Source organism: Gordonia sp. (in: high G+C Gram-positive bacteria) (assembly GCF_047600565.1).
Classification (GTDB): domain Bacteria; phylum Actinomycetota; class Actinomycetes; order Mycobacteriales; family Mycobacteriaceae; genus Gordonia.
Map to the genome: position 1 here is coordinate 409,646 of NZ_JASGKN010000001.1, position 16,482 is coordinate 426,127.

A 16,482-nucleotide genomic window follows, 5' to 3' on the forward strand; every position below is an offset into this window, starting at 1 on the left:
AGAATGGCTCACCCCGCAGGCCCCCGGCATGCCGAGATCCTCGCCGCCCCGCACCTCGCGGAGCGGCCCAGCAGTCCCGAGGCGATGGCCGAGATCCCGGCCGAGGTCTATCCGCGCAACACGGCCCGCAACGCCGGCGGTGTGGTGACGCTGAACGGCGTGACGGTCATCGATCTCGCCGCGCGGTACGGCACCCCGCTGTTCGTGTACGACGAGGACGACTTCCGTGCCCGCTGCGCCGAGATCCAGTCGGCGTTCGGCCGCTACGGCCGCGTGCACTACGCGTCGAAGGCGTTCCTGTCGGTGCAGGTCGCCCAGTGGGTCGAATCCGAAGGCCTGTCGCTGGACGTCGCGAGCGGCGGCGAACTCGCCATCGCGCTCGCCGCCGGCTTCCCGGCCGAGCGGATCGCCATGCACGGCAACAACAAGAGCGAGGACGAGCTGGCGGCGGCGCTGGAAGCCGGCGTCGGCGACATCGTCCTGGATTCGATGATGGAGATCGAACGGCTCGACCGCGTCGCCGGCCGGCGCGGGGTGGTCGCCGACGTCCTGATCCGCGTCACCTCCGGTGTCGAAGCCCACACCCACGAGTTCATCTCCACCGCCCACGAGGACCAGAAGTTCGGATTCGCCATCGTCGGCGACGTCGCCATGAACGCGGTGCGCGCCGTGTTCGCCACCGAGAATCTTCGCCTGGTCGGCCTGCACAGCCACATCGGCTCGCAGATCTTCGAGATCGACGGCTTCGAGCTCGCCGCCCGCCGCGTCCTGTCGCTGCTGGCCGATGTGGTCGAGGAGTTCGGCGTCGAGAAGACCAAGCAGATCGAGGTCCTCGACCTCGGCGGCGGCCTGGGCATCTCGTATCTGCCCAGCGACGACCCGCTGCCGGTGCACGTGCTCGCCGAGTCGCTGGCCGCCATCGTGCGCCGCGAATCCGAGGCGCTCGGCCTGCCGATGCCGACCATCGCCGTCGAGCCGGGCCGCGCCATCGCCGGACCGGCCGGCGTGACCCTGTACACGGTGGGCACCATCAAGGACGTCGCCCTCGACGGCGGCGCCACCCGCCGCTACGTCTCGGTCGACGGCGGCATGAGCGACAACATCCGCACCGCGCTGTACGACGCCGAATACGACGTGCGGCTCGCCAACCGCGAATCGCAGGCCCGCGCCGTGGTCTGCCGCGTCGTCGGCAAGCACTGCGAGAGCGGCGACATCGTGATCCGCGACTGCTGGCTGCCCGAGGACGTCGGTCCCGGCGACCTGCTGATCGTCGGCGCCACCGGCGCCTACTGCTACTCGATGTCCAGCCGGTACAACATGCTGGCCCGTCCCGCGGTCGCCGCCGTGCACGACGGCGACTCGCGTCTGATCCTGCGACGTGAGACCGTCGAGGACTTCCTGACCTTGGAGGTGAGTGGGGAATGAACCACCCCGTGGAGAAGCCGATCGGCGTCGCCGTTCTCGGCATGGGCAATGTCGGTGCCGAGGTGGTGCGGATCCTCACCGAGGACGCCGACGACCTCCAGGCCCGCGTCGGTGCGCCCGTCGTGCTGCGCGGCGTCGCGGTGCGCGACACGTCGAAGCCTCGCGACGTGGACGCGTCGCTGCTGACCGACGACCCGCAGTCGCTGATCGACCGCGACGACGTGGACGTGGTGGTCGAGCTGATCGGCGGCATCGAGCCGCCGCGCACCCTGATCCTCAGTGCCCTCGAATCCGGCAAGTCGGTGGTCACCGCCAACAAGGCGCTGATGGCCGCGCATGCCGGCGAACTGTCCGACGCCGCGGCCCGCAACCGTGTGGACCTCTACTTCGAGGCGGCCGTCGCCGGCGCCATCCCGGTGATCCGCCCGCTCACGCAGTCCCTCGCCGGAGACTCGGTGAACCGGGTCGCGGGCATCGTCAACGGCACCACCAACTTCATCCTCTCGGAGATGGCCGAGACCGGCGCCGACTATTCGGACGTGCTGGCCGAGGCCGGCCGCCTGGGATACGCCGAGGCCGACCCGACCGCCGACGTGGAGGGCTACGACGCCGCCGCCAAGGCCGCGATCCTCGCCTCCATCGCGTTCCACTCGCGGGTGACCGCCGACGACGTGTACCGCGAAGGCATCACCAAGATCACCCCGGAGGATCTGGACGCCGCCCGCAAGTTCGACTGCACCGTCAAGCTGCTCGCCATCTGCGAACGCTTCGACGACGGCGGCGTCGAGAAGATCTCGGCCCGCGTGTACCCGGCCCTCATCCCGCTCGAACATCCGCTGGCCTCGGTGAACGGCGCCTACAACGCCGTCGTCGTCGAGTCCGAGAACGCGGGACGTCTCATGTTCTACGGTGCCGGTGCCGGTGGCGCACCGACGGCCGCCGCCGTCATGGGCGACCTGGTGATGGCGGCCCGCAACCGTGTGTTCAGCGGTCGTGGACCGCTCGAATCGACGTACGCGGACCTGCCGGTCGCCCCGATCGACGACGTGCCGACCCGCTACTACATCGCCATGCAGGTTCAGGACCGTCCCGGTGTGCTCCAGCAGCTCGCCGGCGAGTTCGCCCGCCACGGCGTCAGCATCTCCGCCATGCGGCAGGAGGGCGCCGGCGACGACGCCAAGCTGATCGTCGTGACCCATCGCGCCTCCGACCGCGCCCAGTCGGAGACCGTCGCCGCACTCGAATCGCTGGACTCCGTCGTCAAGGTGTCCAGCGTGCTCCGCCTGGAAGGTACCGATGACTGACACCGCACACACCCCGGTCCACCGCGCCTGGCCCGGCCTGATCGAGGCCTACCGCGATCGCATGCCGGTCGGCGACGACTGGAAGATCGTCACCCTCCTCGAGGGCGGCACCCCGCTGATCTCGGCACCGGTCATCTCCGAGATGACCGGCTGCGAGGTGTACCTGAAGGTCGAGGGCCTCAACCCGACCGGGTCGTTCAAGGACCGCGGTATGACGATGGCCGTCACCACCGCCGTCAACAACGGCAAGCGCGCCGTGCTGTGCGCCTCCACCGGCAACACGTCGGCGTCGGCCGCGGCCTACGCCACGCGTGCGGGCATCACCTGCGCCGTCCTGATCCCGGAGGGCAAGATCGCCATGGGCAAGCTCGCCCAGGCCGTCATGCACGGCGCCCAGGTGATCCAGGTCGAAGGCAACTTCGACGACTGCCTGGAACTGGCCCGCAAGGTGACCTCGGAGTTCCCGGAGATCGAACTGGTCAACTCGGTGAACCCGGCCCGCATCGAGGGCCAGAAGACCGCATCGTTCGAGATCTGCGACGTTCTGGGCCGCGCCCCCGACGTGCACTCGCTGCCGGTCGGCAACGCAGGCAACATCACCGCGTACTGGAAGGGCTACACCGAGTACCACGCCGACGGCATCATCGACACCCTGCCGCGCATGCTGGGCACCCAGGCCGCCGGTGCGGCCCCGCTGGTGCTCGGGGAGCCGGTCAGCAATCCGGAGACCATCGCCACCGCGATCCGGATCGGTTCGCCGGCCAGCTGGAATCAGGCCGTCGCAGCCAAGGAGGAGTCCAGCGGCCAGTTCCGCGCCGCCACCGACGAGAAGCTGCTGGAGGCCTACCGCCTGATCGCCGGCAAGGAGGGCGTCTTCGTGGAGCCCGCCTCGGCGGCCTCGGTCGCGGGCCTGCTCGCCGCGCGCGAGGAAGGCTGGGTCACCGCCGGCGAGACGGTGGTGTGCACGGTCACCGGCAACGGTCTGAAGGACCCCGACACCGCTCTGAAGGACATGCCCGAGGTGAAGGCCATCCCGGTCGATCCGGTCGCAGTCGCCACCGCCCTCGGAGTCAACGAGTCCTGATGTCCACCGACGCCACGCCGGTTCTCGGCGCCCCCGACGCGGAACTGACTCTCGCACCCGGCCTGACCTCTCGGGTGCGGGTGCCGGCGTCGACCGCCAACCTCGGGCCCGGTTTCGACTGCCTCGGACTGGCCCTGGGCCTGTACGACGAGGTCGCCGTGACCGTCACCGAGTCCGGTGTGAGCGTCGACGTGTCCGGGCAGGCGTGCGACGACGTGCCGCGTGACGCCCGGCATCTGGTGGCGCGCGCGGTGATCCGCGGTCTGGAGGCCGCCGGCGTCGGCGCGCCCGGACTCCACCTGGACTGCACCAACGTCATCCCGCATTCGCGGGGCCTGGGTTCGTCGGCCGCCGCCGTGGTCGGTGGACTGGCCGCCGCCTCCGGGCTGATCGCCGCCGACGGGCGCCGTCCGGCCCTGACCGACACCGAGCTGGTGCAGCTGTCCGGTGAGTTCGAGGGTCACCCCGACAACGCCGCCGCCAGCGTTCTCGGCGGGGGAGTGGTCACCTGGATGTCGGCCGACGGCGGCTACTTCGCCCGCCACCTGGACCTGCATCCGTCGATCGTCGTGACCGCATTCGTTCCCGACCGCGAGTCGTCGACGCACGTCACCCGCGGTCTGTTGCCCGACTCGGTGCCGCGCGCCGACGCCGTCTTCAATGTCAGCCGGGTCGCCCTGGGCGTCGTCGCCCTGACCACGGACCCGTCGTGCCTGTTCGACGCCACCGAGGACCGGCTCCATCAGGGATACCGCGCTCCGTCCATGCCGGAGACCGCCGCCCTGGTCGCCGACCTGCGCAAGGCCGGTCACGCGGCCACCGTGTCCGGTGCCGGACCGTCGGTGGTCGTCCTGGGAACAGCGGAGCTCGGCGACGCCGAATCGGCGCTTGCGGCCACGCACGGATTCGTGATGCGACCCCTTCCGGTCGCCGGGGGTGTCGAGGTTCACTCCTGACCTCGACGTCGGGTGATATACTGAGCGCGTTCACGCCGCGCAGGCTCCCGACTCTCTGATCGGGAATCCCAGTTCTCCGGTATTCACCGCCGCGGCCGAACAATGAGAATCTCCACACCACTTGTCATCAGGTGGGCCCGGTGGCGTCTGCCCCGGGCAACGAAAGGACATCCGTGACCGATACGGACCTGACCACTCCCGACACCCAGAAGCGCGGACTCGCCTCCATGCTGCTCCCCGAACTGCGGGGAGTCGCCGGTGACCTGGGAATCAAGGGCATCTCGGGCATGCGCAAGGGCGAGCTGATCGAGGCGATCCGCTCTCAGCAGTCCGGCGGCGCATCCCGCAAGCAGGCCGCGCAGGCCCCCGCCGAGCAGAACGCACCCGCCGACGCCGCGCAGTCCGACGACCGCGGCGAGCGCCGTCAGCGCGACCGCGGTGAGCAGCGCCGCACCGAGCCCTCCGACGGGAACGGTGAGGCCAAGACCGGCGAGGCCAAGAACGGCGACACCAAGAACGGTGAGACCAAGCGCCGTTCGGATTCTGCCGAAGGGAACGAGCAGCGCTCGAAGAACGACGGCCAGCAGAAGAACCAGAACAACGGGCAGAACAACAACGGCCCGAAGAACAACAACAACGACGACGACGGTGAGGGCGGCGGCCGCCGCGGCCGTCGCCGTCGCGAGCGTCGCCGCGGCAATCGCGGTGACCGCAACAACGACGCCGAGCCCCAGCTGAACGAGGGCGACGCCGTCGCCCCGGTCGCCGGCATCCTCGACGTGCTCGACAACTACGCCTTCGTCCGGACCTCCGGCTACCTGGCCGGCCCCAACGACGTCTACGTGTCGATGAACATGGTGCGTCGCTACGGCCTGCGTCGCGGTGACGCCATCACCGGTGCGGTGAAGGTGCCGCGCGAGGGGGAGAACTCCGGCGGCGGCAACCAGAGCAACCGTCAGAAGTTCAATCCGATGGTCCGGCTGGACACGGTGAACGGCATGGATCCCGAGACCGCCAAGAAGCGTCCCGAGTTCTCCAAGCTGACCCCGCTGTACCCGAACCAGCGTCTGCGTCTGGAGACCACTCCGGAGCGTCTCGACACCCGCGTCATCGACCTGATCATGCCGATCGGCAAGGGGCAGCGCGCACTGATCGTGTCGCCGCCCAAGGCCGGTAAGACCACGATCCTGCAGGACATCGCCAACGCGATCGCCACCAACAATCCGGAATGCCACCTGATGGTCGTCCTGGTGGACGAGCGTCCGGAAGAGGTCACCGACATGCAGCGCAGCGTCAAGGGTGAGGTCATCGCCTCCACCTTCGACCGGCCGCCGTCGGACCACACCAGTGTTTCCGAGCTCGCCATCGAGCGCGCCAAGCGCCTGGTGGAGCAGGGCAAGGACGTCGTCGTCCTCCTCGACTCGATCACCCGCCTGGGTCGCGCCTACAACAACGCCTCGCCGGCGTCGGGCCGCATCCTGTCCGGCGGTGTCGACTCGACCGCCCTCTACCCGCCGAAGCGTTTCCTCGGCGCCGCCCGCAACATCGAGAACGGCGGCTCGCTGACCATCATCGCCTCGGCGCTGGTCGAGACGGGTTCGACCGGCGACACGGTGATCTTCGAGGAGTTCAAGGGCACCGGCAACGCCGAGCTCAAGCTCGACCGCAAGATCGCCGAACGCCGCGTGTTCCCGGCCGTCGACGTCAACCTGTCGAGCACTCGTAAGGACGAGCTGCTGCTCAGCCCGGACGAGTTCGCGATCGTGCACAAGCTGCGCCGCCTGCTCTCGGGTCTCGACAGCCAGGCCGCGATCGACCTGCTCATCGCGCAGCTGAAGAAGACGAAGACCAACGTCGAGTTCCTCATGCAGGTGCAGTCCAACGCTCCGGGAGCTCTGCCCGAGAACGACTGATCGTCACGCACGCTCGTCGAGTTCACGCTCGTCGAGCCTGTCGAAGCGAGCCACCCACGCTCGTTGAGCCTGTCGAAGCGAGCTCCTTTCGACAAGCTCAAGGAGCGTTGCGGGCGTCAGGGAGCGTTGTCGGCTCAGTACACGTCGCGCTTGTAACGCCCCGTCTCGCGGAGGTTCTCCACCTCGGCGCGCGCCGCCTCGTCGTCGAGGTCTCCGTACTGCTGCAGGATCGCCACGATCGCATCGTCGACGTCCTTGGCCATCGCATCGGCGTCGCCGCACACGTAGAGGACGGCGCCGTCACGCAGCCAGTGGTAGATGTCTTCGCCGTGACCGTCCATCAGGTGCTGGACGTACACCTTCTCCTCCTGCTCGCGGGAGAAGGCGACGTCGAGACGATCCAGGACGCCGTCTTCATGCAGATTGACGATCTCGTCGCGGTAGAGGAAGTCGTGGTCGCGGTGGCGGGCGCCGTGGAACAGCCAGTTGCGGCCGGTCGCGCCCTGCACCGAACGCTGATGCAGGAAGCTGCGGAACGGCGCGATGCCGGTGCCGGGGCCGATCATGATGATGTCGGTGTCCGGCTCGGGCAGACGGAACGACTTGTTCGGGGTCAGATCGATGCCGACGGTGTCGCCCGGGACCACCCGGTCGGCCAGATAGGTCGACGCGGCGCCGCCACGATCGCGACCGTCACCCCAGTCGTCGGTGGCGAAGTGCCGGACGGTGGCCGGCGTCAGATGCACGGTGCCCTGGTGGACGTCCGGCGCCGACGAGATCGAATACGTGCGGGCCGCCAGGGGCTTGAGCTCGGCCAGGAAGGCCTCCGGGGTGGGCTGCCACTCCGGCTCCAGATTCAGTAGATCCAGCACGTCACGACCGCGGGACCACTGCTCGAGGACGTCCTTGTCGCCGGCGAGAAGCTCCTGTGCCCGCGCGTTGCCTCGCGCCTCGGCGAGGTGAGCGAGCAGGTACTGCGACACCGAGGTGATTTCGAAACCGTGCGTGAGGGCGTTCTCCAGCGACTGCGATCCCTTGCGGTCGGTGATCTCGGTGTCGGCGGGCACCCCCAGGCGTTCGATGATGGCGGCGACCAGAGTCGGATCGTTGGTCGGCATCACGTTCACCGCGTCGCCCGGCTCGTAGTCGATACCCGAGTCGGCGATGTCCAGCACCAGATGCCGGACCTCCTTGTCGGTTCCCGGCGTGGTGAGCAGGGTGTTCTCCACCACCGTCGCCTCGTAGGGATTGCGCCGCGACCAGCGCGGCTTGCGCGCCGCGCGCTTGTCTTCGCTCATGTCTCGGATTCTGCCATGCCGGCGATCAGGTGCTCCCAGGCTTCCCACACGGGCGGCTCCACCGCACCGGTCACCGTCACGACGAACCGGCACCGGCCCCCGCCGTCATACAGCTCCAGCGCCCCGGTGGACCCGAAGCCGCCGTCGGACCGGGTCAGCCAGCAGTCGGTGATCCCGCCGAAATCGATCCGGGTCCGTGCCGGGCCGGAAGCCAGCAGCAACGTCCCCTCGTGCTCACGGACGCCGTCGAGCCGGTCGTGGCGCAACTGCAGGCAGCCGGCGGCCGCAGTACAGGTCGTCACCGGCATCGCCGTCAGCGCGGCGTGCGTGAGCGTTGCGATCACGGCGTCGGGCCCCACCCGCGCCGAGCCCGTCCGGGAACCGTCGGCCAGGGCCGCGGACCGGGTCCGGCCGCCGTCGGACAGAATCTCGTCGAACAGCCCGATCTGGTCGACGGGCACGCCGGGGTCGGACGGGTAGTCGTGGACGGTGTGCATACCGCTGCCGGCGGGGCCGATCAGCGACAGTGCCTCGAACGCCAGCCGGTCCGACAGGTGCAGCAGGTAGGCGGCGTAGGCGGCCTGCCCGTCCGTATCGAAGAACCGCAGGGTGGGCGGTGCCCCCGCACCGGGATCGGTCACCACGGCGGTGCCCAGCGCCTCCGGATGCACACGAAGCGAGATCGGTCCGCCCGGGCAGCTGAGCGGCCCGCGACGATGCACGGGCTCGCGATGCGTACCGATCACGTTCGACAGCACCGGACCGGCTGCGGCCACCCCGGCCACCTCACCGAGCAGCGGCAGTGCGCCCAGCACGTCGGCGACCGGCGCCTGCAGCGCCGAGCACGACAGGTCGGGGGCGGCGAGCAGGCGAGCGAGGTCGCTGCGCGGACAGCGACGGCAGCGATCGCTCTCGCAGGCTTCGGATTCGTGAGTCACTCAGTACACGTCCCTGAGGTAGCGCTTGTCCTGCTTGAGTCCGTCCAGATATAGGCCGGCCTTGTCGGCGTCCAGACCGCCGTGTTCGGCGACGATCTCCTGCAGCGCGACATCGACGTCATGGGCCATTCGGGTCGCGTCGCCGCACACGTAGACGTGCGCACCGCGCTCGAGCCATCGGTACAGCTGCTCACCGTGTTCACGCATCCGGTCCTGCACGTACACCTTGTGCTCCTGATCGCGTGAGAAGGCGAGATCGAGCCGGGTGAGCAGTCCGTCGGTGACGAACTGCTCCAGTTCCGCCTGATACAGGAAGTCGCTGTCGCGGTGCTGGTCGCCGAAGAACAGCCAGTTGTCGCCGGCGGCCCGCCGTGCGGACCGCTCGTGGAGGAACGACCGGAACGGCGCGATACCGGTTCCCGGACCGATCATGATCACCGGAACGTCGTCGGCCGGCAGCCGGAAGGCCTTGTTCGGGGTGATGAACACTCCGACCCGGTCGTCTTCGGCGGTGCGGTCGGCGAGGTAGGTGGAGCAGACGCCGCCGCGACGACGGTCACCGGAGGTGTAGCGGACCGCAGCCATCGTGACGTGCACGGTGTCGTTGTGGGCGTGCGGCGACGACGAGATCGAGTACACGCGCGGGGCGAGGGGCCGCAGTTCGGCGATCAGCTCGTCCGCGGTCACCGTCATGTCCGGGTCGACGTCGAGCAGGTCGAGGACGTCCTTGCCCCACAGCCAGGCGTCCAGGGCCTCCGGGTCACCGGTCTCGGCGAGATGGGTGATCTCCGGGTCGCCGGTGCGCGAGGCGACCCAGTCGACGAGATACTTCGACGGCGTCGAGATCTCGTAGTGGTGGGTCAGCGCTTCTCTCAGCGTGTACGTGTTCTTGCGGTCGGTGACGGGTTCGGTCCCGGTGGCGCCGACGCGCGCCAGCAGCAGGTCCACCAGGGCGGGATCGTTGACCGGCACGACGCTGATGCCGTCGCCGGGGGCGTACTCCAGGCCGCTGTCGCCGAGGGAGAACACCAGATGGCGCACCTCCTTGGCCGATGTCGGACCGGACAGGATCGTGTTGGCCAGAATGGTCGCCGGATACGGGTTCTTGCGACCCCAGGCGGCCGGTGCCGCGTCGGACGCGGCCGCCGGCGGAGCGGTGGTCACCGCGGTCGCCTCGGTGGCGGCCTGCGACAGCGAGGTCAGGGCGCCGGGCAGCCAGGCGTCGGCCGGACGCTGGAAGTCGACGTCGCAGTCCACCCGGTCGGTCACCCGTTCGGCCCCCAGTTCGGCGAGCCGGGCGTCGAAGTTCTTGGCGGCCTGGCAGAAGCCGTCGTAGGCGGTGTCGCCGAGACCGCACACCGCGAAGCTCACTCCCTCCAGGCGCGGCGCGGAGGCGTCGGCCAGCTCGCTCCACAGGTCGTCGGCGTCGTCGGGCATGTCGCCCTCGCCGTAGGTCGACACCACGACCAGGAGACGACCGGCCGCAGCGAGGTCGGCGACCGTCAGATCGCTCATCTCGGCGAGCCGCGCGGTCAGGCCGTGTTCGGCGGCCGCGTCGACGGCCTGTTCGGCGATCCTCTCGGCGTTGCCGGTCTGGGTGCCGTAGGCGATCAGCAGACCCGGGGCGGCGGGCAATGCGCCCTGCCCGGCGACGGCGTCTCCGGCGGCACCGGCGGTGGGTAGGCCCATCCGGGTGTTGAGTCCGGCGAGGAAGCCGGCGAACCAGGCCTTCTGTTCGCCGGTGAACGGGATGTCCTGCGGGATGTAGGGGAGTTCCATATCAGCCGGCTTTCACGGTCGGGGCGGCGTGCGCGGCCGCGATGTCGGGGAGTGCGCGGGAGGCGAACAGGGCCGCGAAACTCGGCACCTCGCCCAGCACCTCCCGGTTGCGGGCGTCCTGCAACAGCAGCCAGCCGTAGGTGGCGGGGGCATCCATCGACAGGACGTTCCTCAGGGCGAGAGCCCGCTTGTAGTCGGCGACCCGCTTGGCGCCGATCAGCGCCGCCAGCTGATCGTCCGAGTAGTCGGCGAGGATGTCGCGCGCGTACCGGGCGACCTTGCCGAGCAGATCGAAGTCCTCGGTGAGCACCAGATTGCGGGCGGCGATCCCGACCGTCTGCTCGGTGACCGGTAGGCGAGTGCCGTGCCGGGCCTTCGTGAGCCGGGCGGCCGCCACCTCGCGGGCCAGCTCGAAGACGGTGAATGCGTTGATCAGCCGGTACGTGGTCTCGTCGTCGGTCCGGCCGAGCTCCGGGACGGCTCCGTCGAGCACCGGCGACGCCATCCGGGCGCTGCGCTTCAGCGACCGCACCTGGTCGACGGCGATCGCGCCGGACAGTTCGTCCAGCAGGGTCCGCCGGTCCAGGGCGGCCATGATGGTCGCCGAATCCTGGTGGGCCAGCAGAGCCCGCGGCATCGCGTACACGAAGTAGTGCCGTTCGGTCTCCCAGTTCTGCAGGAGCCGCGTCGCGAGCGCCGAACCGGTCTCCTCGGCGTGCCGTCCCAGCAACTGCAGGACGGCCTCGTGGTGCAGCGGGGCGAACGGATCGTCGACGCCGGTGATCGAACCGAGGATCACCGAATCCGCGCTCACGAAATCCTGGACCCGGCAGGCCGGGTCGTACTGGTAGAGGAAGCCGCCGCTCATGCCGTTCGCGAGGCCCTTTCCATAGGCGCCCAGATTCAGGACCGCGCCGTTGGTCATGTACTCGCAGCCGTATTCGCCGACACCCTCGACGACGGCCGTCGCACCCGAGTTGCGGACCGCGAACCGGTCGCCGGCCTCGCCTTCGACGAACAGGCGGCCACCGGTCGCGCCGAACAGGGCGAAATTGCCGACCAGCACGTTGCCGCCGACCGCGGGGGAGCCGCCACCGGGGGAGATCACCGCGACCGTGCCGCCCGACATCGACTTACCGACACCGTCATTGCAGGTGCCGCGATGCGTCGACATGCATGCCGTCGTTGCAGAAGGCGCCGTAGGACTGCCCGGCCGAACCGGTGGTGGGGACGGCGACGGTGCCCGGCGGGAGGAAGCGGCGGCCACGGTCGTCGGTCAGTGCCGCTCCCACCTGCTGCGCGTCGTCGTGGTCCCAGTTCAGCAGGCGCTCCAGGTCGATGGCGAGCCGTCCGCACACACTCTTGTCCCGGTTCCCCAGGTGCACCGGCGTGGTGGTCACCGAGTCGGCGCCGTCCTCGATCAGCGCGGCCCGCACCTGCCGGTAGAGGTCGTGGTCGACGCGGAAATCGGCCTCGTAATAGATCGGCTCGGTGATCACCTTCTCCGGAACCACGGCCAGCAGGGCGCTCGGGTCGATGGTGCCGACCAGGGCGGGATGATCGATCACACCGAGCAGGTCGGCGCGTCCGCGCGCTTCGGCGAGACTGCGCAGACCGAGACCGGCCAGCACCTCCCGCACCTCGCCGGCCACGTTCAGCAGGTACTGCGCCATGGCGCGCGGGTCGCCCTCGAACAGCTCCGGATTGGTGGTCAGTCCGGCCGGGCATTTGATGTTGCAGTTCTTGGCCATCACGCAGCCGATGGACATCAGCGCGGCGGTGCCGAACTCGAAACTGTCGGCCCCCAGCAGGGCCGAGGTCACCACGTCGTGACCTGTCTGGTGAGCGCCGGAGGCTCGCAGAACCACCTTGCGGCGCAGACCGTTGGCGCACAGCGCCTGGTGCACCTCGGCCAGGCCGATCTCGGCGGCCCGGCCCGCGTACCGCAGGCTGGTCACGTTCGCCGCACCGGTGCCACCGGTGTTCCCGGCGACGTTGATGACGTCGGCGCCGGCCTTCGCGACACCCACGGCGATGGTGCCGATGCCTTCCGAGGACACCAGCTTCACGATCACCCGCACCCGGGCGGCCTTGCAGTCGTGGATCAGCTGGGCCAGATCCTCGATCGAATAGGTGTCGTGGTGGGGCGGCGGGGACACCAGTTCGACGCCCGGCGTTCCGCCGCGGGCGGCGGCGATCTCCACCGTCACCTTGGGGGCCGGCAGCTGGCCGCCTTCACCGGGCTTGGCGCCCTGGCCGATCTTGATCTCCAGTTCCCGCAGGTTCGGATCTGCCAGGTAACCGGCCCAGATACCGAACCGGCCGGAGGCGAACTGTTTGATCGCCGACGCCCGGATGGTGCCGTAGCGCGACAGATGTTCGCCGCCCTCTCCGCTGTTGGACAGCCCGCCGACCATATTGGTGCCGTGTGCGACCGCCTCGTGAGCGGGCGCCACCAGTGCGCCGTGGCTCATCGCGCCGGACGCGAACGTCGCCGTGACGTCGTGGGCGGGCATCACCTCGTCCAGCGGCACCGGATCGCCGGCCGGGGCGACGGACAGGACGTCACGCAGGGCGCTGGGGCGTTCGGCGCGGGCCCTCGCGAGATCCGACGAGAACGCCCGGTAGGCGTCGGTGACGGCGAACGCGTCGATCTCGTCGTCGGTGAGCCGGTCGTAGCTGCTGTGCCGGTACGCGTCGGCGGTCAGGCCGAACGCGCTCTCGAGTTCGGCGAGGGTGAGCTTTCCGAGGGCGTCCGCGGCGCCGACGGCGTCGGCCTCGTCGGACGGCCGCTCCGCGGTGGCGTAACTCGGGCCGGCCTCGTTCATCTCCTCCCAACGCCGCACCGCGACCGCGCCGAACGAGTGTCCTGCGCCGTCGGCACGCTCCTTGAACAGGCCGAGCAGCGGCAGGTCACGGTCGGTGTCGATGGGCCCGGCGACGGCCGCAGCATGCGCGGCGTCGAGTAGTGCGGCGATCGGCTCCAGCCCTACGCCGCCGGCCGGCGACCGCAGCGTCGCGAACCACGGATGCAGACGTTCGTCGGTGGTGTCCAGGAAGCTGGGTTCGAAGAACTCGCCGCCGATGTAGCTCTCGACGGTGCACAGGCCGACGCGGCCCATCGTCTTGCCCAACGACTTCAGCGCGGCCCTGCGCCACCGGTCGAAGGCGTCCGCCCGCCCGTCGGCCCCGAACCGTTCGGCGGCGCGGCGATCCACCGTGTGCGGGTGGACGGCGGAGGCGCCGAAGCCGAGCAGCAGCGCCAGATGGTGACTGGACTCGATCTGCCCGCTGTCGGCGACCAGACTGACCCGTAGCCGCAGGCCGTCGGCGATCAGGCGCTGGTTGACCGCGGAGACCGCGAACACCATGGGCAGCGCCATCGTCTCGGCGGTGACGGCCCGGTCCGAGAGGATCGCGATGCCGCCGGAGGTGCGGGCGAACGCGGCCACCTCGTCGCACAGTGCGTCGATCGCGGCGGCCAGGTCGTCGGCGGCCGGCCGGCCGGGATCGATCCTGCGCACCGCGGTGAACTCACGGACCGGTACCCGCTCCTGTCCGGCGAGCGAAGCCAGCTGCGACGCCGAGAGCACCGGCGACTCCAGCACGATCTGCCGGGACTCGGTGACGTCGCCGCCGCTCTCGCGTGCTGACGCGAACACCTGGGGCCGCAGACCGAGCGCCACCCGGAACGACATGCTGTCGGCCTCCCGGATGCTGTCCAGCGGAGGATTGGTCACCTGCGCGAACCGCTGCGAGAAGAACCGGGCGACGTTCGGCTCCCGGTTGGTCAGCGGATTGATCGCCAGGCCGAAACCCATCGCCGACACCAGTTCGGCACCGTCGTCGAGCATCGGGTCGACGAAGAACCGGAAGCTCTCCTGATCCAGGTAGTAGGCGCGGTACCGCTGGTGGTCGCTGAGACCGCCGGCCGGTTCATGGCCGGCGACGGGTGCCTCGGGCAGATCGGCGAGGTCGACCTTGGCGGCGGCGAGCAGCGCCGGATAGTCGGCGGCGGCCGCCAACTGCTCGTAGATCTCGTCGCCGGTGTAGGCGCGCTGTTCGCGATGATCGAAGTAGACCATCCCGCCGGCGCACACCCGGCCGCGCGCGACCACCGTGTCCGGGTCGAAGTCGATCTGTCCGGCCTCGGAGAACACGCACAGATAGTCGGTGGTCTCCACGGTCCGCAGCGGCCGCAGACCGAGGCGGTCCAGACGGGCGCCGATCACGGTGCCGTCGCCGAACACGACCGCGGCCGGGCCGTCGTTCTTCTCCTCGTAGAGGGAGAAGTACTCGAACATGGCGCGCACCCGCGGGGAGAGGGTGGTGTCGTTCTCCCAGGCCGGCGGCATCATCGACACGATCGCGGTCACCAGATCCAGGCGGTCTTCGATGACGCGGGTGGCGACGGTCTGATCCAGGCGGCAGCTGTCGGATTGGCCGGGCGGACGCACGACGGTGCGACGGGCGGCGGCCGCCGCGGTCACCTGGGCGATCCGGTTCTTCTTGTCGGTGTTCAGCTCACCGTTGTGCGCGAGGTACCGGAACGGCTGCGCCATCGTCGGGTGGGGATCGGTATTGGTGGAGAACCGGGTGTGGAAGTACAGGGTGTGGACGGCGTGGACGGGATGGTGCAGATCGGTGAAGTACCCGATCACCTCGTGCGAGGACAGCCGGCCCTTGAGCACTTGGGTGCGTGCGGACAGTGACAGCGGGTAGAGCCCGGCGAGGCCGGGGTCGGTGAAGCCGATCGCCTCGATGTGCAGCAGCGCCTGCTGCACCAGCAGGTCGAGGGCCTCGGGCGCCGGGCACGGGTCCGGCGCGGCGAACACCCACTGCCGGATCGGCAGTTGGTGGGCCGGGCCGGCCGGGGGAAGCACCGAGTCGTCCACCGGGACCTCGCGCTGGGCGAGCACGGTGAAGCCGCGGTCGGTCATCGTGCCCTCGATGAGGGCGGCGGCCTTCGCAGCGGCCGCGTCGTCGACCGGCAGGAAGAAGTTGCCGACACAGAACCGGCCCAGACGCAGCTCGTCGTCGCCGGTGATCATGCGGAAGAAGGCCTCGGACAGATCCATCGAGACGCCGCCGCCGTCACCGACTCCTTCGGCGGAGATGCCGCCGCGGTGGGGCACCGAGCACAGGGCTTCGGCCGCCAGGGTGATCACCTCATGGCTCTGCACGCCGTCCTTACGCGTGATGAAGCCGACGCCGCAGCTGCTCTTCTCGTCGTCGGGACGCCAGAGGGTGACCTGCTCAGACTGATTCCGGGGTGCTTCGAACTCTCGTCGCAACGCAGCTCTCCTCATGGCGTACGGGGTGGGTGGACGCTGCGACGGTGAAGCGGCACACAGATGGATTGAACATATCTTAGGTAAGGCTTACTTACTAGGCGATCTACGTCACGTTCGCGACGGCGGCGGATTCGCCGCACGACGTATGCCTGTGGAATAATCGATCGGTCAGTCCCGGTACCGGTTCACCCCGTGTTTTCGCCCCAGGTCTTCACCGGCCAGGCGAGGGGACCCGGCGACCACGAACAGTTAAGGACATTCCATGAAGCAGGGCATCCACCCCGACTACGTGCCGACCACCGTCGTCTGCGGTTGCGGCAACACCTTCGAGACGCACAGCACCAAGAAGGACGGACGTATCAACGTCGAAGTCTGCTCGCAGTGCCACCCGTTCTACACCGGCAAGCAGAAGATTCTGGACACCGGCGGCCGCGTCGCCCGCTTCGAGAAGCGGTACGGCAAGCGCGACAAGTAGTTCTCCTTCGACGCCC

Annotated in this window: 9 protein-coding genes and 1 pseudogene; 6 read left to right on the top strand and 4 right to left on the bottom strand. The window is 69.5% G+C overall.

All coding sequences use genetic code 11. The features are described 5' to 3' along the window. Positions 1-3 precede the first annotated feature (3 nt). The 5 genes from lysA to rho all read left to right on the top strand — a co-directional run bounded on the left by lysA (position 4) and on the right by rho (position 6,682). Positions 4-1,425: a diaminopimelate decarboxylase gene (gene lysA, locus QM774_RS01985; RefSeq protein WP_414974292.1), complete on the top strand. Its 1,422-nt coding sequence runs from the start codon at positions 4-6 to the stop codon at positions 1,423-1,425. Beyond that, positions 1,422-2,729: a homoserine dehydrogenase gene (locus tag QM774_RS01990; protein WP_414974293.1), complete on the top strand. Its 1,308-nt coding sequence runs from the start codon at positions 1,422-1,424 to the stop codon at positions 2,727-2,729. Before lysA ends, QM774_RS01990 begins: the two co-directional genes overlap by 4 nt. After that, on the top strand, positions 2,722-3,813 hold the full coding sequence (gene thrC, locus QM774_RS01995; RefSeq protein WP_414974294.1) for a threonine synthase: 1,092 nt from the start codon (positions 2,722-2,724) through the stop codon (positions 3,811-3,813). The genes QM774_RS01990 and thrC overlap by 8 nt, the downstream gene beginning before the upstream one ends. After that, positions 3,813-4,769 carry a homoserine kinase gene (gene thrB / locus QM774_RS02000; protein ID WP_414974295.1) on the top strand — a complete coding sequence of 319 codons (957 nt, stop codon included), beginning with the start codon at positions 3,813-3,815 and terminating at the stop codon, positions 4,767-4,769. The genes thrC and thrB overlap by 1 nt, the downstream gene beginning before the upstream one ends. 173 nt (positions 4,770-4,942) lie before the next feature. After that, on the top strand, positions 4,943-6,682 hold the full coding sequence (gene rho, locus QM774_RS02005; protein ID WP_414974296.1) for a transcription termination factor Rho: 1,740 nt from the start codon (positions 4,943-4,945) through the stop codon (positions 6,680-6,682). Between the two features lie 134 nt (positions 6,683-6,816). Here the strand turns inward: rho and QM774_RS02010 are convergent, their stop codons facing one another. The 4 genes and pseudogenes from QM774_RS02010 to QM774_RS02025 all read right to left on the bottom strand — a co-directional run bounded on the left by QM774_RS02010 (position 6,817) and on the right by QM774_RS02025 (position 16,006). Continuing rightward, positions 6,817-7,980: a sulfite reductase flavoprotein subunit alpha gene (locus tag QM774_RS02010; RefSeq protein ID WP_414974297.1), complete on the bottom strand. Its 1,164-nt coding sequence runs from the start codon at positions 7,978-7,980 to the stop codon at positions 6,817-6,819. Then, complete coding sequence (locus QM774_RS02015) at positions 7,977-8,918, bottom strand: heme transporter (RefSeq protein WP_414974298.1); 942 nt, start codon at positions 8,916-8,918, stop codon at positions 7,977-7,979. Before QM774_RS02015 ends, QM774_RS02010 begins: the two co-directional genes overlap by 4 nt. After that, positions 8,919-10,697, bottom strand: a complete 1,779-nt coding sequence (locus QM774_RS02020) for a sulfite reductase subunit alpha (RefSeq protein ID WP_414974299.1) — start codon at positions 10,695-10,697, stop codon at positions 8,919-8,921. Position 10,698: 1 nt separating this feature from the next. Next, a pseudogene (locus tag QM774_RS02025) lies at positions 10,699-16,006 on the bottom strand (glutamate synthase-related protein). A 247-nt stretch (positions 16,007-16,253) separates the two neighbouring features. Here QM774_RS02025 and rpmE point away from each other — a divergent pair. Then, positions 16,254-16,466: a 50S ribosomal protein L31 gene (rpmE, locus tag QM774_RS02030; RefSeq protein WP_414974300.1), complete on the top strand. Its 213-nt coding sequence runs from the start codon at positions 16,254-16,256 to the stop codon at positions 16,464-16,466. The last annotated feature ends 16 nt before the right edge of the window (positions 16,467-16,482 follow it).

Coding starts and splice junctions, on each gene's coding strand:
- rpmE (WP_414974300.1), top strand. CDS start 16,254: ATGAAGCAGGGCATCCACCCCGACTACGTGCCGACCACCGTCGTCTGC.
- thrC (WP_414974294.1), top strand. CDS start 2,722: ATGACTGACACCGCACACACCCCGGTCCACCGCGCCTGGCCCGGCCTG.
- thrB (WP_414974295.1), top strand. CDS start 3,813: ATGTCCACCGACGCCACGCCGGTTCTCGGCGCCCCCGACGCGGAACTG.
- QM774_RS01990 (WP_414974293.1), top strand. CDS start 1,422: ATGAACCACCCCGTGGAGAAGCCGATCGGCGTCGCCGTTCTCGGCATG.
- QM774_RS02010 (WP_414974297.1), bottom strand. CDS start 7,980: ATGAGCGAAGACAAGCGCGCGGCGCGCAAGCCGCGCTGGTCGCGGCGC.
- QM774_RS02020 (WP_414974299.1), bottom strand. CDS start 10,697: ATGGAACTCCCCTACATCCCGCAGGACATCCCGTTCACCGGCGAACAG.
- lysA (WP_414974292.1), top strand. CDS start 4: ATGGCTCACCCCGCAGGCCCCCGGCATGCCGAGATCCTCGCCGCCCCG.